Genomic DNA, 17,744 nt, shown 5'->3' with positions numbered 1-17,744 from the left:
TAGGCGGGGCATTGGTCTCGAAGGTGAAAACGGCCATATGCTACAACTGAGGCGGAACAGGTCCGTTTCAAGCGTCCATATCCCGACAAATGAAAAGGCCCGCCCTCCGAAGAGAGCGGGCCTCGAAGCGGAGCCTGAAGCCCGACGAGAATGGAATGCGCGACCTAGACTGGAGGGCGAGCCGGCGGAGGTCTACGGCCTATTCTGGGCGCTTTCCCTGCTGGCCACGAGGCTACATTCTCATCTGGAGCGCGCCATGCGCGGAATGCTAGAATTTTATGTCTGTTTGCGCGAACTTGTGTGCGCTCACGCACAATCAAATCCATTTCCAAAAGCGCGTTTACATCGCGCATGACGGTCTTGGCCGTTTTTCCAAAATACTCCCGGGCCAAATCGGCGCTAAGACTTGGAATTTTTGATATTGGCACAGCCTCTTTTTGATCGGAAAGAGCCAGCACCAGATGCTTCCGTCGGACCTCGGAAGGACTGTTCCGGCTGTGGAACTGTTGGTGCACATAGTTCAGCCAAGCTACGTGCCATTGCTGATTACGGATGAATTCGATCTGCTCTCTCAACCCATCAACAAGCCCATTTACTGAGTAGCGGATAAAGTCGACTATCTGATCTTCACCTTGAACGGCAGCGTCGAGACGTTCGTAATATTTCGGACGAGTTCTATTGTAGTGATTGCTCAAGAGGTGACCGGTAGGCTGGGGGAATCCTGCCGCCAGAAGAATATAAAACTCTAATAGGCGAGCGGTTCGGCCATTCCCGTCCCCAAAGGGATGGATCCAGACAAAATACAAATGAGCCCAGATCGCTTTGATTATGCAGAACTGATGACGATCCGCCTCTGGGCACGGAAATGTGTTAAGGACGCGGCAAAATTCCTCAAGAAGATAGTCGCAATCTTCAGGTGGGGCGCACCTATAGCGACCGACCACAACTGAATGGCTGCGAATTTCACCAGGGACAACATCCTCACCGACATCTAGACCGCGAAGCACTGCGCGATTCATGTTCTTGAGAATATCTACCGTTATTGGCTGAGGCCCCGACTCTTCGATCGAGCGGGTCAGGTCGTTCACGGCATCGACGATGTTGTTAAGCTCGTCAGCTAGATATTGCTGCGAAGGCGGCAACGTAAGCCGCCCCTCGATGATTTGTTCGGCTTCTTCTTCAGAAAGAGTGTTACCTTCAATGGCCGTCGTGGCGACGGCCCCTTTCATCAGATAGAGCCGGTGCATTTGGGCGGCGCTTTCTGGAGCGAGGGGGATGCCGGCTATGTGCTGACACTTAGAGGCAGCCTCCCCAAGGGCCATCCATAGCTTATAGTCGAAAAGGCCTGTGTTGAGGCTAAAAGATATCCAAGGATGTGTCGCTTCGTATGTCCGAGCCACTGTCCATATATTTCCGTTAATTATCCGATAGATAAGAAAGCTTTTTGGTCAAACATGTCCGTTCACATGTCCTTCGTGACGGGCATCGTTTGGTCCGTTGCAATGACCTCTATTTCGGGTTGCTCGTTCTCGCAAGCGCTACTGGCGATTTTAGCGCTACAGCCCACCACGGCCGCCCTATTCGCCCGACGGCCTCAGCGTCCCGCGCCTCACACGCACGCACGATCCCAATTACATCCGCCGTCCGCCCATTGGCCGTCCTGAGGGTGCCGGTCTGCGCCACCCCGAACGCCATCCAGTCCCGCTCGTCGGAGGGCTCCGGCGGAAGGGCGGCGGACGGGACAGGCTCAGTCCACCCGGCCGGGATCAGCGCGGAACACGGCGCACTGTGCATCACGGTAATCGGAGAGCTGGCACACCCTGCGGCGAGCAGCATCAGCGGCAGCATTGCGATCAGGCGCATGGCGGATTTCCTTTTCGGCCTGGGTGACGATGGAGGTGGTGGATTGGTCGCGGTCGTCGGCCCGGTCGCGGATGGCGCTGGCGTCCTGCGCAGCAGCCGTGCGGCCCTCGGCTAGGGTCTTGTGCGCCTCGGCCTGCCGGAGCCGGTCAGCGGCCTTCTGGCGGCCATCTACGGCGCACATGGTCAGCAGGATCAGGGCGAGCGCCAGGGCGGCGACGACGAGCCAGCCGGTCAAGGTGATGTCGCGGAGGCGGATCATCGCGCCCATTCCCCAGTCTTGTTGTGCAGCCAGCTCAGGAACTGGCCCACGGTCTTGCCCTTCAGGATCGACGGATTGGCCGCCGTCGCCGCGCGCCCAGCGATCAGATCCGCGCGGTCGTTCACGTCGGCCTTAATGACCTTGGCAGCGGTCCCGGCTCCGAAGAAGTGCGCTGCGTAGAGCGAGGCCTTGTTGATCGGAATGCCCTGCGACTTCAGGTGGGCTGCGTTCTTGGCGGTGAAGGTTTTGGCGCGGGCTAGTTGCTCTTCCTCCGACGGCTTCAGGCCGCCGAACGCGAGGGCCATATCCGACCCCCAGCGACCGCCCTCGCCGATCCAGGTCGAGCGGATGAACTGATACAGCCCCGACGCGCTGGACGAGGCGGCCTTCACATAGGGCCGGTCGTTGCTCTCGATCTTGGACAGCATGGGCCAATAGTCGGCCGGGATCTCGCCACCTGACGGGGACGGCGCCTTGACGCCCGCCAGCGCCGCCAGCTCTCTCAGTTTGGCTTCCGTATCCCGCCCAGGCCATCCGTCCTCGGTCAGGCCGAACGTCCGCTGAAACAGGCGCACGAATTCGTCGTCGCTCATCATGCTCATGGCGAGGTCTCCAGTTCAGTTTTGACGAAAAGAGGCGCAAAAACGACCGTTGTTCGGCCGATGCCTCAATTGTTAACGACAGACCGCCCCGGTCTGTGGCGGGGTGATTCGATGGAACCCCTGGAGGAAACAGATCAGGCGCTGGATACGCTGTGGCGCGGCCTCTACGGCGAGCCGCTGCCTTTACGCGGCGCCTCTTCGTTGGCCCTCCGGATCATCCTCGAAACCGAGAGGCCGTCATGCCCACACGAAAGCACCGCAATCGCTCTGCCTGGCGGCTCTCGCCGTTTGAGGTTTCTCTCTGCGTGATGAGCCTCGCCTGCATCATGGGCGCGTTGTGGACTGCGGGCGTGGTCTAGGACCGGCCGCCCTGCCAGCCGCAACCAAATCCGGCTCAGCTTGTTGGCCTGATATGACTGGACTTGGTGGATATCTGCTCGCGGCGCTCGACGGCCTCTTCAAACGCCTGACCGGGAATGAGCGCTTGCTTTAACTGCGTTCAGATCGCGTCAGTCTTCGCCTTGGCGATCTCGACCTCGGCGTTCTGCTTGCCGGTCTTGGCCAGCTCCCACGCCTTGCCGATGTAGAGCGCCCCTACACCCGCGAAGACGCCGCCGATGAAGATGGCGCCGTCGTTCCCGTTCTCGACCCGATAGGCGATGACGATCGTTGCCCAGGACGCGGCGAACGACGTGGCGATGATGGCGAAAGGACGGGCTAGATCGCCGATGAAGCCCTTGATGCGCTCGAGCCGCGTAGATGGCGGCTGAATGGGCGTGTCGGTCATGCTCCCGCTCCGTTCTTGATACCAATCCCGGCGACGAAGGCGGCGATGCCCGCCAGCAGCCACGGCGCCGTCTGACGCAGCCAATCAACCAAGGCCTTGGCGCCCTTCTGCTGATCTCGCGTCCCCTCGAGGTCGTCGATGCGCCTGAAGGCGGCCGACAGGCGGTCGTTCAGGGCTTCGATCTGGCGCTCGTATTCACGCGCCTCCAGCTTGATGACGCGCTCGCGCACATCATCGACCTTGCTGTTCATACGCTCGACCTGTCGGGTCAGCGTGCCCACGGCATCGGTCAGCCCGCGTAAGGCATGGATCTCGGCCATGCTGACGGCCTCCGGCTTTGAGACCGGAGTCATGATTTCGTCGCCTGCAGACATGCGGGCTCCTACGCAGGGGATTGTGTGGAAGACGAACCGCGCTCGTCAGGCTTCCGGATCGGCCGGGGCCTCTGGTGCAGGAGCGGGCTGTAGCGCCTGAACGCGCGCTTGCGCGGCGGACAGACCGCTCTCCATCGATGTGACGATGCGTTGGAGCATCTGCTTCGTGCCCTCGGCGCCCTGCGTTCCGAGCGGGCGCGGCAGGTCGTCCACGCTATCGGCAATTGCGGCCTTCACTCCGGACAAGAAGGCACCTGCCTGTTCCCCCGAAAGGAGGGCGACGGCTGCGTTCGCGGACGGCAGTCGAGCAGCCTTGCCTTTGACACTTAGCGACACCAGGACCTCGGCCAAACGGATCGCGCCAAAACTGATTGTGCCAAGGGCGCCGGTGCGGTGGCCTTTTTTCCGGAGCCGTTCCGAATAGACCTTGAGGACGAAGATCAGACGCTGACCTTCCTTGCGGCTAAACCGCGTCCAGCGCGTGTTGGCGGATAATTGGCTGCCACGACGCACGCGTGGAGGCGGCGCGCCCCAGCGATGAAAATAGGCGCTCATGACAGCGCCCCGTTCTTCCGATAGGGTGTCGCCTGTTCAGATTGCTTTGTTGAACCGTGATGTGCCCCGCCATGCGCTGCAACGCTGGCGGGGTTTTTCGTGGCCGATTTCCTATTCTGGCCGTTAGCCAAACACAGAAAATCTCTTTGTATTTCAATGACTGCCCCAGGGCGGGTTAGTCCGCCTAAGTTATTGAACAGGAAGGCTTGTCGGCCTTCCTCTCTGTCCGCCATCTTCTTCGCCCAAGCCGACACCCGCCTCATCGCCCTGCGCTCAGGGCAGGCGGCCGCTATGTCGTTTCGAAAGCGGCGATGCTAACCTCGTCGCCTCCCCTTTTTCGACGGATGCGCGACCCCATGACGCCCTTGCCTGCTCTCGCCGCCCTGGCTGCTGACATGACCGCCTGGCGGCGGGACATCCACGCTCACCCGGAACTGTCCGGTCAGGAGTCGCGCACCGCAAAGCTGGTGTTCGACGTGCTGGAAGGGCTTGGCCTGAAGCCCGAGGGCGGCGTCGGCGGCGAAGGCGTGGTCGCCGTCATCGAAGGGCGCGAACCCGGCCCGTCCATCGGCCTGCGCGCCGACATGGACGCCCTGCCCATGAACGACGACAGCAACGTCCCCCACGCCTCGACCAGGCCCGGCGTCTCGCACGCCTGCGGCCACGACGGCCATACGGCGACCCTGCTGGGCGTGGCGCGCCATCTGGCCGCCAACCCGCCCGCGCGCGGCCGCGTGGTGCTGATCTTCCAACCGGCGGAAGAGACGGGTCTGGGCGCCGTGGCCATGATCGAGGACGGCCTGTTCGACCGCTATCCGTGCGACGAGGTCTACGGCTACCACAACATGCCGCTGCTGCCGCTGGGCGAGGCGGCGGTCCACACTGGCCCGACCATGAACGGCTATAAGGTGTGGGAGATCGACATTCAGGGCGTCGGCGGCCACGGCGCCGCTCCGCACAAAACGAAAGACCCTGTTCAGGCCGCCGTGCGCGTGGCCTCTGAAATCTCGTCCATCGTCGGCCGCTATGTCGACCCGATGGAGCCGGCCCTGATCACCGTCACCAAGCTTCAGGCCGGGTCGTCGCACAACGTCGTGCCGCACGAAGCCAGTCTGGCGGGCACCCTGCGCGCCACCTCATCCGACGTGATCGAGACCATGTGGCAGAAGCTTCAGGCCATCTGCACAGGCGTCGGCGTCATGACCGGCTGCACCGTCACGGTGCGCGAGACGGCGGGCGTACCGCCCGTCTTCAACGCCGCCGCTCAGGCTGATGTGGCGGCGGCGGCGGCGGGCGGCGTGTTCGGCGCGGACAAGGTGCATCGCGACCTGAAGCCGTACCCGTTCACCGACGACTTCGCCTATATGTTGCAGATCGCGCCGGGCGCTTACTTCTTCGTCGGACAGGGCGGGACGATGGTCCACCAGACGGCCTATGACTTCAACGACGACCTGCTGCCGAACGTGGCCTCGGTCTTCGCCCGGATCGTCGAGGCGAAGCTGTCCTGAAGGCAGGTCAGGGCGGCGGGATCAGGCGCGCAGCGTGGCCCCGCCGTCGACGTACAGGTCCGTCATGGTGATGTGGGCGGCGCGGTCGGACAGCAGGAAGACCACCGCCTCGGCGATGTCTTCGGGCGTCGCCAGCTTCTGCAGCGGAATGCCTGCCTTGAAGGTCTCGGGCGAGCCGGCGATGACACGGGCGGCGCCGTCTTCATCGGCCCACATGCCGGTCTGCATCGGCGTCAGGGTCGAGCCGGGGGCGACGATGTTGCAGCGGACGCCCTTCGGTCCCAGCTCCAGCCCCAGACAGCGGGTGAACATGGTCGCCGCCGCCTTGGACGCGGCATAGGCCGCCATCGCATGACGCGGCACGCCCGCCGCGTTGGAGCTGACGGTGACGAAGGCGCGGTTTTTCTTATCTTTTGGGCCCCGCTCGCCCATCCGCCGCGACGCCGCGCGGCCCAGATGGAAGACCCCGTCCGCATTGACCGCAAAGACGCGGCGCCATTCGGCGTCGGAGGTCTGATCCACCGTCACATTGGATAGCACGCCTGCGACGCTGGCCACGAAGTCGATCGGGCCGTCCTCGGCCTCGATGCGGTCGAACAGGGCTTCAACCGCCGCGCCGTCGGACACGTCCAGCGGCTCGACCCGCACGCCGTTCAGGAAGGCCAGACCCGACAGGGCGGTGGACGGCAGGTCGGTCGCCACCACGCGCGCGCCCTCCTCGACCAGCAGGCGCACCACGGCGGCGCCGATGCCGCCGCCCGCGCCCGTGACCAGGGCCAGACGGCCGGACAGTCCGCTGTCTCTCATCGTGTCGTATCCTCTGCGGCGGTCATGCGGGCGTCCAGCGCCGGGGCGATCAGGGCCGTCGCCGCCGGGCCGGTCAGTTGCGGGTGCAGGAAGGGAACCTCGACCACGTCCAAATCGGCCGCATAGGGCCGCCACAGGCCGGGCGTCAGATCGCGCTCCTTGTGATCCAGCGCCGCGCGGACATGGGTGGTGCGGCCGCCGAAGGGCTTGTGATGATGCTCCCGCACCAGACGATTGGTGTCCAGCACCACGCGGATCACTCCGTCCAGCGCCGCCTCGGGCAGGCCGCCCAGCGCGCTGTCACCCGCCTTCAGGAAGGCGACAATGGCCGCGCGGCTACGCAGTTCGGGATACTGGGTCGGGTCATATCCGGCGATGGCCAGAAGGGCGCGCATCGCGTCGACCGGATCTGGGTCCGGCTCGGCGCGCCAGCACTCGGCCGGATAGGAGTCCAGCATGGCCATCAGCCCGACCTTGACCCCGCGCCGCTCCAGCTCGACCGCCGCCGCCTGAGCGATGATGCCGCCGACGGACCAGCCTGCGATGTGAACCGGACCGGGCGCGCCCAAGGCCAGAATGTGATCGACATAGACCGACGCCAGCGCGTCGATGCCGTCCGGCAGGGCGTTATTGGGATCAAGCGCGGGCGACTGCACGCCCCACACCGTGCGGCGCGGCGACAGGGCGCGCGCCAGTGTCCGATAGCCCCACGATAGCCCCCCCGCCGGGTGGACCAGGAACAGCGGCGGCAGGGCCGGATCGCCCTCGGCCAGACGGATCAGCACGCCCAGCCCGTTGTCGAAGTCCAGCGCCTCGGCGTCGATCAGGGCGGCCAGTTCAGCCACGCGCGGCCGGTCGAACAGGGCGCCCAGCCCCGGATCGCGCCCCAGCCGCTCGCGGATCAGCATCATCAGATGCACCGCCAGCAGGGAGTCCCCGCCCAAGGTGAAGAAGTCGTCGTCAGCGCCCGCCGGTTCCGCCCGGCCCAGCGTCTCGGCGAACAGTTCGGCGATGACTTTCTCGGTCGGCGTCTCGGCCGCCCGGCCCGCTGCAGCCTCGAACACCGGGGCGGGCAGCGACTTGCGGTCCAGCTTGCCGTTGGAGGTCGTCGGCAGGGCGTCCAGCGCCACGATAGCGGCGGGCACCATATAATCGGGCAGGCGCGCGGCCAGCCTGGCCTTCAGGGCGGCGGGATCGTAGCCCTCAGCCGGGACCAGATACACGACCAGACGGCGCTCTCCCGGCCGGTCTTCGCGCGCCAGCACCACCGTCTCGCGCGCCAAACCGCTGGCGATGACGGCGGCTTCGATCTCGCCCAGTTCGATGCGCAGGCCGCGGATCTTCACCTGATGATCGCTGCGGCCCAGATAGACGACGGCCCCGTCAGCCCGCCTGCGCGCCACGTCGCCCGTGCGATACAGGCGCTGACCTGGATGGTGCGGGTCGGGAATGAAGCGGTCCTCGGTCAGGTCGGGCCGGTTCAGATAGCCGCGCGCCAGTTGCACCCCGCCCAGATGCAGATGGCCGCCCATGCCGGGCGCCACGGGGCGCAGCCGCTCGTCCAGAATGACCAGCCGCGTGTTCCACACCGGCCAGCCGATCGGCATGGGGCGGGACGTATCATCCGGCCCGGCGGCCCAATAGCTGACGTCCACCGCCGCCTCGGTCGGGCCGTAGAGGTTGTGCAGTTCAGCCTTCACCGTCTGGTGGAAACGATCGCGCAGTTCAGCGGGCAGTTCCTCGCCGCTGCAGAAGACGTGGGCGACCGCGATCCCCTTGGCCGCCGGATCGGCCAGAAAGGCCGACAGCATGGAGGGGACGAAGTGCAGGTCGGTGATCGCGTGGCGGCGGATCAGCCCGGCGATGGCCGCCGGATCGCGGTGCGCGCCGGGCGGGGCCACGACCAGTTCGCCGCCCGAAATCAGGGCCAGGACGAACTCCCACACCGACACGTCGAAAGTGGCGGGCGTCTTCTGCAGGATGCGGGTCTGGGCGCCGACGCCGTATTCGGCCTGCATCCACAGCAGGCGGTTGACTATGGCGCGATGCTCGACCAGCACCCCCTTAGGATCGCCGGTCGACCCCGAGGTGTAGATGACATAGGCGGCGTCCTCGCCCCCTTGCGCGACGACGGGCGCAATCCCGTCCAGCGGCCAGTCAGCGGGCGCCAGCAGAGCCTCGCCGAACGCGCCGCCGATATCTTCATGAGCCAGCACGACGCTCGGCCCGGCGGCGCGGACGATGGCGGCGATGCGCTCGGCCGGATGCTCCAGATCCAGCGGCAGATAGGCCCCGCCCGCGCGTAAGGTCGCGACCAGGGCGATCACCAGATCCAGCGAACGCGGCAGGGCCACGGCGACGAGGCTCTCGCGCCCCACGCCGCGCGCCGCCAGCGCCGAGGCCAGCGCCGCCGTGCGGCGGTTCAGCTCGGCATAGGTCAGGGTCTGATCGCCGAAGGTCAGCGCCGGGGCGTCCGGCGTCGCCTTCATCGCCGCCTCCAGCAGGGCGGTCAGCGTCGTGTCGGGAACCGGATGGGCGGTGGCGTTGAAGGCTTCCAGTTCGCGCGCGGCCTCGCTGGGCGTGGCGATGGGAACTTCGCCCAGGGTCTCCGCATCGAGCGCGTTGGTCAGGAAGGCGGCCAGACGCTCTGCGTGGGCGGCGGCCTCCTCCAGCGTGTAGAGGTCGGGGTTGGCGTCGACCTCCAGCGTCAGGACCGGGACGGCGTCGCCGCGGAAGGTGAAGCTGATGTCGTCCACCGGGCCGGTGCCCAGCACCTTCAGCGTCGTGTCCAGCCCCGCAAAGCGCGGCGGCAGGTCGAACGGCAGGACATTGACCAGCGGCCCATACAGGCGCCGCGCTCCGCCGATCAGGCCGAGATCGCGCCGCAGCTGCTCGCTGCGGTAACGACCGTGGCGGCGGGTCTTGATCAGGGCCTTGGAGGCCAGGATCAGTTGCACGTCCAGCGGCGCGTCCTCGTCCAGCGTCAGGCGCAGCGGCGGGACGTTCATGATCATGGCGGGCGTGCGCGCCGAGGCGCTGCCCATGCGGCCCATCCACGGCACGCCGATCACGGCCTCCTCCGCCCCTGAGAAGCGGCGGACATAGGCGGCGCCGATGGCGGTCAGCACGTCGGGCCAGGACAGGCGCCCGGCGTCGGCGCGGGCGCGCAGGCGGGCCGTGACCTGCGGCGGCAGGGCGCGTTCGATGCGGTGGAAGCGGTGGGCGGTCGTGGCCTTGCCGGGCGCCAGGGAGGCGACCTCGGGCGCGTCGCCCATGATCTCGCGCCAGTAGGCGGCGTCGGCCGTGCGCTTGTCGGAGACGCGGTAGGCGGCGTCTTCGTCCCAGATCTTGGCGATGGGGTTGAAGACTGGACCGGGCGTCAGGCCGCCGCACGCGGCGTTGTAAAGCTCGGCTGTGCGGTTGGTCAGCAGGGCCATGCCGAAACCGTCGGTGGCCAGATGGTGGACGCGCAGGCTCCACAGGAAGCGTTGCGGTCCCATGCGGAACAGGATGTTGGCGGCCAGCGGGTCGCGCGTCGGGTCGAGCGGCGTCTCATGATCGCGGCGCATGGCGGCCATGGCCTCGGCGACCGGATCGGCGGCGGCGGACACGTCGACGATCTGCAACAGGGGGCGATGGGTCGGATCGAGGGTCTGGAACACCTCGCCGTCTCGTTCGACGAAACGCAGCGACAGGGCCTCGGCCTCGGCGGCGGTCTGATCGACGGCGGCGCGGAAGGCTTCAACGTCCAGATCGCCCCGGATGTCGAGATAGTGGGCCGTGTTGAAGATCGGATTGGCCGGGTCCAGCCTCTGGGCGAACCACAGGCCGGATTGGGCTTCCGTCAGCGGGTGTTCCAGCACCGCCGCCATGCGTCCGTCGTCCATGATACAGGCGTCAGGCGTCGTGACCGGCGGCGCGCAGGCGCGCCTGAACCACGCTCCACCAGCCCGCGAGCGTGGTGTGTTCAGCCAGTTCGCTGAACTCCAGCGGCACGGCCTCGCTCCACGCCAGCGACAGGTTGAGGGCGCGCAAGGAGTCGACGCCCAGGTCCATCAGATTGTCGTCGTCCAGAATGGAGTCCGGCGTTTCGTGCAGCACGGCGGCGACATCGGCGCGCATCCGCTCCAGCGTCAGATCCTGCGGGGTCAGCTTGGTCATGTCAGTCGTTCCAGAACGCGCGCCGTCGAAAGGGCCACGGCGCAGGTGTCGGCGGCCCAGGCCACCGCGCCCATATGCTTGTCGCGCGAGAAGTCGCCAAGCGCATCGGCGACGAAGAAGGGTTCGATATCGCGCTGAAACGCCTCGGCCGCCGTCAGCTGACAGCCGATGTGGGCGTAGACTCCGCAGACGATCAGCTGGTCCCGCCCCCGCACGCGCATCAGCGTCTCGAGGTTGCTGCGCTGGAAGGCGCTGTAGCGGTGCTTGACCAGAGGAAAGTCGCCCGGCGCCGGGGCCAGTTCGGGCAGGATGTCTTCATGCTCGGGCGCGCGGCTCATGCCCGGCCCCCACAGGTCGGCCTGCAGCCCCCGGTCGCGGCGATCCTGATCGCCGTTCTGGGCGGTGTAGAAGACGGGCACGCCCGCCGCCCGCGCCGCCGCGATCAGGCGGGCGATGTTGGCGATCAGTCCCGGCAGCGGCTCAGCGCCCGGCGCATAGGGGCGCATGAAATAGCGCTGCATGTCGTGGACCAGCAGGGCGGCGCGATCACGCTCCAGCGTCCACTGGGCGCGCGAGGCGGGGATCTCCGCCTCGGTGGGCAGGGCGTAGGCCGGGACGGTGGGCAGACCTCTGGAGACGCTCACGCCTTGCCCTCTTCTTCCAGAATGCGCTGGCGAAGGGCCGCGCGCAGTTCGCGGCGGCTGACCTTGCCCACGGCGGTCACGGCGAAGTCGTCGACGAAGACGATCTGGTCCGGCACCTTGAAATCGGCGATGTCGCGCTTGCGCATCCACGCCTTCAGCTCGACGCCGCGCGGCGCGGCGCCGTCGGGGATGATGAAGGCGCAGATGCGCTCGCCCAGATAGTCGTCGGGCACCGACACCACAGCGGCGTCGAAGACGGCCGGATGGGCCAGCAGGTGATCCTCGACCTCCTCGGCCGAGATCTTCTCGCCCGCGCGGTTGATGTGGTCGGTGGCCCGACCCATGACGACCAGATAGCCCTCGGGCGTGCGGCGCACCACGTCGCCGGTGCGATAGAAGCCGTCGTCGGTGAAGGACCGCGCATTGGCCGCCGGTTCATTGTGATAGGCGCGGATCGTATAGGGCCCGCGCGTCAGCAGATTGCCCGGCTCGCCCTCGGCCACCGGCGCGCCCGCGTCGTCGACGATCAGGATTTCGTCGTCAGGGCTGATCGGTCGCCCCTGCGTCTCGACGATCAGGCTCTCGGGGTCGTCCAGCCGGGTGTAGTTGACCAGCCCCTCGGCCATGCCGAACACCTGTTGCAGGGTGCAGCCCAGCTCCGGGCGCACGCGCCGCGCGGCCTCGGGCAGGAACTTCGCCCCGCCGACCAGCAGCACTTGAAGGCTGGACAGGTCGTGGGTTTTCTTGGCCGCCGCCTGCATCCACAGCAGGGCCAGAGGCGGCACCAGTCCGGTGATCGTCACCCCCTCGCGCGTGATCAGGGGAAAGCAGACGTCCGGCGACGGCGACGGCGCCATCACCACCGTCGCCCCGACATAGAGGGCGCCCAGATAGCCCGGCGAGCTCATCGGGAAATTATGCGCCGCCGGCAGGGCCGTCAGATAGACGCTCTCCGGCTCCAGCCCCGAGATGTCGGCGCTCTCGCGCACGCTGTAGAGATAGTCGTCGTGGGTGCGCGGGATCAGCTTGGACAGGCCGGTCGAGCCGCCCGAAATCTGCAGGAAGGCCACGTCGGACGGATCGGCGTCGTCCGTCGGCAGGGAGGCCGGATCGGCGCGAAAACCGTCGAAGGATGCGAACTCCTCGGCCTCGCCCACCACGACCACATGGCGCAGGTCCGGAATCTCGGCCTGAACGGCGCGGGCCAGGGCGCGATAGTCGAACCCTTCATGCCGGTCGGCCACCACATAGGCCGACGCCTCGGCGCGCGTCAGGAAATGGACGATCTCGGTCGAGCGGTGCGCGGGCAGCGCATAGACGGGGATCAGCTTGGCCCGGAACAGGCCGAACACCACGCTGAGGAACTCGGGCAGGTTCGGCAACTGCACCACCACCCGGTCGCCGGGCTTCAGGCCCAGCGCCAGAAAACCGGCGGCGGCCGTCTCGGCCTTTTGCAGCAGCTCGCCATAGGTCCAGCGTTGGTCCATGCCGACCACGGCGACGGCGTCAGGCTGCGCCTCCGCCCGGCTGCGCAGCAGTTGGGAGAAGGTTTCGCCGCGCCAATAGCCCTTGGCCCGATAATGCGCCGCCATGTCGTCCGGCCAGACCTGTTGCAGGGGAATCATACGCTCGCCTCATCCACGCCCAGGGCGCGCAGGACGGCCTGGAACTTACCCGACGTCTCGTCCGCCTCGGCGGCGGGGTCTGAGCCTTCGACAACGCCCGCCCCGGCATAGAGACGCGCCTGATCGCCGCACGTCTCGGCGCAGCGCAAGGAGACGTACCACGCCCCGTCGCCAAAGGCGTTGGTCCAGCCCACGGCCCCGGCATAGAAGCCCCGGTCATAGCCTTCAAGCGCGTGGATCATCTCAGCCGCCCGGTCGCGCGGCGAGCCGCAGACGGCGGGCGTCGGATGCAGCAGGGCGGCCAGTTCGGCGGCGGAAGTCTCGTCGGGGCGATGCAGCCGCCCCTCGATACGGGTGCCCAGGTGCCACATGGTCCGGGTCGAGACGAGCGCCGGGCCGGGCGGCGCGCGCAGGTCGCTGCAATAGGGCGCCAGCAGGTCCATGATGGCCTCGACCACCAGGGCGTGTTCGCGGCGGTCCTTGTCGGAGGCCAGCAGGCCTTGCGCCGCCGCCTCGTCCTGCACCACGTCGGTGCTGCGGCGGGCCGATCCGGCCAGAGGATGAGAGAAGACGGCCGGGCCGCGCTTGGACGCCAGCAGTTCGGGCGTGGCGCCGACCAGACGGCGCATGGCCCCGCCAGCCCCCTCGCCCAGAGGCGTCAGGAAGCGGGCGGCAGTCGGATCGGCTTTCAGGTCGCGCCACAGGGCGAAGGGGTCGATCGCGCCGTCGCCCTGAACCTTCAGGCTGCGCGACAGCACCACCTTGTCGACCGGCTCGGCGCCGCCCTGAGAGGCGCGCATGGCCTCAAGCGCCTGCGTCACCGCCGCCTCATAGGCCGCGCGCGAAGGCTCGGGCGTCAGGGCGCGGATCGCAGGGCGAGACGCCGTAGAAGACATGTCCCAGATGCGGTTGGCCGCGCGCTCGGGCAGGAACAGGCAGTCGTCGGCGTTGCGGTCGAACGGCAAGGCGCCGACCAGCAGACGCGGCGACGGCTCATCGGTTTCCGGCGCGACCGGCAGATCGGCGAAGAAGCGGCGCACGCGCACGCCCAGGGTCGCCGCCGGTCCCGGCGTCAGGCGCTGCTTCAGGCCCGTGGTGAAGAGCCGCAGCTCCGGCGTGCTCAATCCAAAAGCCCAGTCCATGTCGTCCTTCGGCGCGGCGGCCTCATGCCGTTCGGATGCGCCGCCGCCGATCTGAACCGACAGATCGGGCGCGCCCCAGAACTCCGCTACTCTCGACTCCATGCTGATCCCTGCCGCACTCAAGCTGTTGCATATCATTCGCAACAAACTGGCCTATAGCCGAGCAACCTTCGCATTGTCTTGCGGCGAGATTAATTCCAAGCCGGTCTGGTCGTTTCGTCGCAGAGGTTTAGAAGGGCGCCCATGCGAATGCTTGTCATTGACGATGATGCCCGAACCCGCGCCTTCGTGGCCGAAGGCCTGCGCCAGCAGGGGCATACGGTCGATGAGGCGGGCGACGGCGAGGCCGGTCTGCACATGGCGATGGAGGGCGCATACGCCGCCATCGTCGTTGACCGCATGATGCCGGGGCTGCCCGGTCTGGAAGCGGTCCAGGCCATGCGCGCGGGCGGGCTGAAGACGCCGGTGCTGATGCTGACGGCGCTGGGCTCGGTCGACGACCGGGTGGCGGGGCTGAACGCGGGCGCCGACGACTATCTGGTCAAGCCTTTCGCCTTCAGCGAACTGAGCGCGCGGCTGCAGGCGCTGGTGCGGCGCCCCCCGCTGGCCGAAGCCACGACGCGGCATCGGGTCGCCGATCTGGAGGTCGACGTGGCCGCCCACCGGGCGACCCGCGCGGGCCGGACGCTGGACCTGACCCCGCATGAGTTCAAACTGTTGGAGCGGCTGGCGCGCAACGCCGGTCACGCCGTAACGCGCACCATGCTGCTGGAAAGCCTGTGGGGCTTTCACTTCGACCCCCGCGCCAATCTGATCGACGCCCACATCAGCCGCCTGCGCGCCAAGGTGGATCGCGGCTTCGATCAGGAGCTGATCCACACCATCCGGGGAGTGGGTTATGTCCTCAAGGCCCCGGACTGAGCCGAAACGCCCGTCGGTCTGGTCCACGGCCAGCCTGCGCTACGCCGCCGCCTTCTCTGCCCTGTTCGGACTGGGCGCGGCGGTGATGATCGCGGGGGTGGACTATGGGCTGATGCGCTTCGCCGAGGCCGAGGTCCGCGACGGGCTGAACCATCAGATGGACGTCATGCGCGCCGACGCTGACCGGCACGGCACGGCCCAGCTGGTGCAGGAGCTGAACGCCGAGGCCCGGAACCGCGACGCCCGGCGCTATCTGCTGCTGGTGGAGGCGCCGGACGGCAGCGCCTTCTCCAACGGCCTGACGCGGCTGGCGGTCAATGAGACCGGCTTCCGCCGCAACCTGCCCAACAAGGCGCGCCCCGCGCGATGGCCCGACCAGACGCCGAACATGCTGGCGCTGAGCGCGCGGGCCTCCGACGGCGGCCTGCTGGCGGTCGGACGCGACATCCAGCATCTGGACGAGCTGCGCGGCGGCATCCGCCGCTACGCCCTGATGAGCGGGATCGTCCTGATCCTGCTGGCTCTGGCCGGCGGCTGGTTCGCGGGACGGCTGTTCCTGCGGCGTCTGGAAGACGTCAACCAGGCGGTCGGCCGCATCATCGCCGGTCAGGATTCGGCGCGCCTGCCCGCCGTCGGCCTGGGGCGGGAGTTCGATGAGCTGTCGGCCAACCTCAACCGGATGCTGGACCGGCAGGAGGCGGCGCTGACGACGCTGAAGACCCTGTCCGAGGGCGTGGCTCACGAACTGCGCGCGCCGCTGAACCGGATCCGCAATCGACTGGAGGATCTGGCCGCCAATCTGGACGACGCCCAGGCGCGCGAGGCCGCCGTCGAACGCGCGCTGGAGGAGACGGATCAGGTCAGCGCCCTGTTCGAGGCCTTGCTGACCCTGGCGCGGATCGAGAGCGGCGACGCCGCCTTGCAGACCGAACGGCTGGATCTCGCCGCCCTGGCCGCCACGGTGGCAGACATCTACAGCCCCTTCGTCGAAGAGGCGGGCGGGCGCCTGACCTTCGCCCTCGCCCCTACAGGAGCGGTCGAGGCCGACCCCGCCCTGATCCAGCAGGCCCTGGCCAACCTGATCGAGAACGCCGTCTTCCATGGCGGCGGCCGGATCGAGGTCTCGACGTGCAGCGAAAAAGGCCGGGCGGTCGTCCGCGTCGCCGACCACGGCCCCGGCGTGCCGGAAGCCGAGCGCGACAAGATCCTGCGCCGCTTCTATCGCCTTGGTCAGGGCGGGAGCGGCCATACCTCCGGCGCGGGCCTGGGCCTGGCCATGGTGGCCGCCGTGGCGCGGGCGCACGGCGGCGAACTGCGGCTGGACGACAACCGGCCCGGACTAGCCGTGGAACTGGCGCTGCCGACCGTCTCCTGAACTGTCTGCGCCGTCAGCCCCCACCGGTGCGGGGCCTGGCTCGAATCCAGCGAAGAGGGCGTCGATCAACCACTGGGTTCCGGCGTCCCCGTCCGAGCGTTCGTGCCAGACCAGGTGGTAGTCGAACGGCCGCATCTCCTGCGGCGCTGGAAAGGCGCCGAGACCATGCGTCGCCGCGAAATGCTCGGCCGCCCGACGCGGCAGCAGGGCCACCGCTTCGCTGGTCTGCAACAGATAGGGAACCAGGGCGAAGCTCTCGGCCCGCACCAGGACGCGGCGCTCGGCCATGTCCGGCAGGTCATCCGCCACCCAGTCGCCGAATCCGTCCCCCGCCGAGGGGACGACATGGGGCCAGCGCAGCAGTTCGGCGTGCGTCGGCGTCGCCTGATGCACAGGATGATCCGGCCGCGCCAGGCCCAGATGAGTCTCGCGAAATAGCCAGCGCGACTTCAGCCCCGCGCCTTCGGGATTCCATCCCGTCAGCACCAGATCCAGCCGGCCGTCCTCCAGCCGCCGCAGGCTGGCGTCCGACAGAGGCTCGACCGCCAGCTCCACCCCCGACGCCTCGTGCTCGATACGGGCCAGGGCCGGCGTCAGAACGCTGAGCAGGCCGAAGTCGGTGGAGGCCAGGCGGAACACCCGCTTCATCCGACCGACGTCCAGGCCGGGGTCGCGCAGCAGGCTCTCGCCCGCGTCCAGCCAGGCGCGCAAGGGGCCGGACAGGGCCTCGGCGCGCGGCGTCGGCATCATGCCGCGCGGCCCGCGCACCAGCAGAGGGTCGTCGAACTGATCGCGCAGCCGGGCCAGGATGCGGCTCATCGCCGGCTGGCCGATGCCCAGGCGCTCGGCTGCGCGCGAGACGCTGCGCAGCTCGATCAGCACCTGAAGATGCTGAAGCAGGGTGAAATCCACGCGGTGGGGAAGTCGCCCCGACATATGGCCTCGCTGCATGACGCTCGGCGTCAGCCTCCGCTGTATTAAGAACGCCTCTTAATTGCAACACATCGACATAGGCCTTTGCTCCCAGCCCATCGCGCCTCCGACGGCCGCGCCCTCATGCGGCTGGGCGAATACGCCCCATGCCGAATCCGACATTGAGACAATATTGCGAATGATTATTA

At 67.5% G+C, this 17,744-nt stretch carries 16 protein-coding genes; 3 read left to right on the top strand and 13 right to left on the bottom strand.

Going from position 1 to position 17,744, the window contains the following annotated elements:
• Window positions 1-164: 164 nt before the first annotated feature.
• The 6 genes from ACU5AP_RS09180 to ACU5AP_RS09155 all read right to left on the bottom strand — a co-directional run bounded on the left by ACU5AP_RS09180 (window position 165) and on the right by ACU5AP_RS09155 (window position 4,440).
• Window positions 165-1,247: a Fic family protein gene (locus ACU5AP_RS09180; protein ID WP_446681120.1), complete on the bottom strand. Its 1,083-nt coding sequence runs from the start codon at window positions 1,245-1,247 to the stop codon at window positions 165-167.
• Window positions 1,248-1,747: 500 nt separating this feature from the next.
• A complete protein-coding gene (locus tag ACU5AP_RS09175) occupies window positions 1,748-2,122 on the bottom strand; it encodes a hypothetical protein (protein ID WP_446681119.1) in 375 nt (124 codons plus the stop codon).
• Window positions 2,119-2,724 (bottom strand): peptidoglycan-binding domain-containing protein, encoded by a 606-nt coding sequence (locus tag ACU5AP_RS09170; RefSeq protein WP_313635293.1) that lies wholly within the window; start codon window positions 2,722-2,724, stop codon window positions 2,119-2,121. Before ACU5AP_RS09170 ends, ACU5AP_RS09175 begins: the two co-directional genes overlap by 4 nt.
• A 499-nt stretch (window positions 2,725-3,223) precedes the next feature.
• Window positions 3,224-3,511, bottom strand: coding sequence for a hypothetical protein (locus tag ACU5AP_RS09165; protein WP_446681118.1), 288 nt, complete (start codon window positions 3,509-3,511; stop codon window positions 3,224-3,226).
• Window positions 3,508-3,864 (bottom strand): hypothetical protein, encoded by a 357-nt coding sequence (locus tag ACU5AP_RS09160; RefSeq protein WP_446681117.1) that lies wholly within the window; start codon window positions 3,862-3,864, stop codon window positions 3,508-3,510. Before ACU5AP_RS09160 ends, ACU5AP_RS09165 begins: the two co-directional genes overlap by 4 nt.
• A gap of 66 nt (window positions 3,865-3,930) precedes the next feature.
• Entirely contained in the window at window positions 3,931-4,440 is a 510-nt protein-coding gene (locus ACU5AP_RS09155; protein WP_446681116.1) for a hypothetical protein, read from the bottom strand.
• A gap of 356 nt (window positions 4,441-4,796) precedes the next feature.
• Here ACU5AP_RS09155 and ACU5AP_RS09150 point away from each other — a divergent pair, with 356 nt between their 5' ends.
• The gene (locus tag ACU5AP_RS09150) at window positions 4,797-5,948 is read left to right on the top strand and encodes an amidohydrolase (RefSeq protein ID WP_446681115.1); all 1,152 of its coding nucleotides are present in this window, start codon (window positions 4,797-4,799) and stop codon (window positions 5,946-5,948) included.
• Window positions 5,949-5,969: 21 nt separating this feature from the next.
• On the opposite strand, the gene ACU5AP_RS09145 is transcribed toward ACU5AP_RS09150, so the two are convergent.
• The 6 genes from ACU5AP_RS09145 to ACU5AP_RS09120 are packed head-to-tail and all read right to left on the bottom strand — an operon-like array spanning window position 5,970 to window position 14,429.
• Window positions 5,970-6,755 carry a 2,3-dihydro-2,3-dihydroxybenzoate dehydrogenase gene (locus tag ACU5AP_RS09145; RefSeq protein ID WP_446681114.1) on the bottom strand — a complete coding sequence of 262 codons (786 nt, stop codon included), beginning with the start codon at window positions 6,753-6,755 and terminating at the stop codon, window positions 5,970-5,972.
• Window positions 6,752-10,642 carry an amino acid adenylation domain-containing protein gene (locus ACU5AP_RS09140; RefSeq protein WP_446681113.1) on the bottom strand — a complete coding sequence of 1,297 codons (3,891 nt, stop codon included), beginning with the start codon at window positions 10,640-10,642 and terminating at the stop codon, window positions 6,752-6,754. Before ACU5AP_RS09140 ends, ACU5AP_RS09145 begins: the two co-directional genes overlap by 4 nt.
• A gap of 10 nt (window positions 10,643-10,652) precedes the next feature.
• A complete protein-coding gene (locus ACU5AP_RS09135; protein WP_024353927.1) occupies window positions 10,653-10,916 on the bottom strand; it encodes a phosphopantetheine-binding protein in 264 nt (87 codons plus the stop codon).
• Window positions 10,913-11,560, bottom strand: a complete 648-nt coding sequence (locus ACU5AP_RS09130) for an isochorismatase family protein (RefSeq protein ID WP_128719585.1) — start codon at window positions 11,558-11,560, stop codon at window positions 10,913-10,915. Before ACU5AP_RS09130 ends, ACU5AP_RS09135 begins: the two co-directional genes overlap by 4 nt.
• Window positions 11,557-13,185, bottom strand: coding sequence for a (2,3-dihydroxybenzoyl)adenylate synthase (locus tag ACU5AP_RS09125; RefSeq protein WP_128719584.1), 1,629 nt, complete (start codon window positions 13,183-13,185; stop codon window positions 11,557-11,559). Before ACU5AP_RS09125 ends, ACU5AP_RS09130 begins: the two co-directional genes overlap by 4 nt.
• Window positions 13,182-14,429 (bottom strand): isochorismate synthase, encoded by a 1,248-nt coding sequence (locus ACU5AP_RS09120; protein WP_223850953.1) that lies wholly within the window; start codon window positions 14,427-14,429, stop codon window positions 13,182-13,184. The genes ACU5AP_RS09125 and ACU5AP_RS09120 overlap by 4 nt, the downstream gene beginning before the upstream one ends.
• Before the next feature lie 141 nt (window positions 14,430-14,570).
• On the opposite strand from ACU5AP_RS09120, the gene ACU5AP_RS09115 reads away from it, so the two are divergent.
• Window positions 14,571-15,248: a winged helix-turn-helix domain-containing protein gene (locus ACU5AP_RS09115; protein WP_040344488.1), complete on the top strand. Its 678-nt coding sequence runs from the start codon at window positions 14,571-14,573 to the stop codon at window positions 15,246-15,248.
• Complete coding sequence (locus tag ACU5AP_RS09110; protein WP_128719582.1) at window positions 15,226-16,623, top strand: sensor histidine kinase; 1,398 nt, start codon at window positions 15,226-15,228, stop codon at window positions 16,621-16,623. Before ACU5AP_RS09115 ends, ACU5AP_RS09110 begins: the two co-directional genes overlap by 23 nt.
• Here the strand turns inward: ACU5AP_RS09110 and ACU5AP_RS09105 are convergent.
• On the bottom strand, window positions 16,588-17,535 hold the full coding sequence (locus tag ACU5AP_RS09105; RefSeq protein WP_232623971.1) for a LysR family transcriptional regulator: 948 nt from the start codon (window positions 17,533-17,535) through the stop codon (window positions 16,588-16,590). The genes ACU5AP_RS09110 and ACU5AP_RS09105 overlap by 36 nt on opposite strands.
• Window positions 17,536-17,744: the final 209 nt, after the last annotated feature.

The sequence above is a fragment of the Brevundimonas sp. RM1 genome, assembly GCF_052907225.1.
The sequence above is the reverse complement of the archived record's forward strand: the minus strand, read 5'-3'. Positions and strand labels throughout refer to the sequence as shown.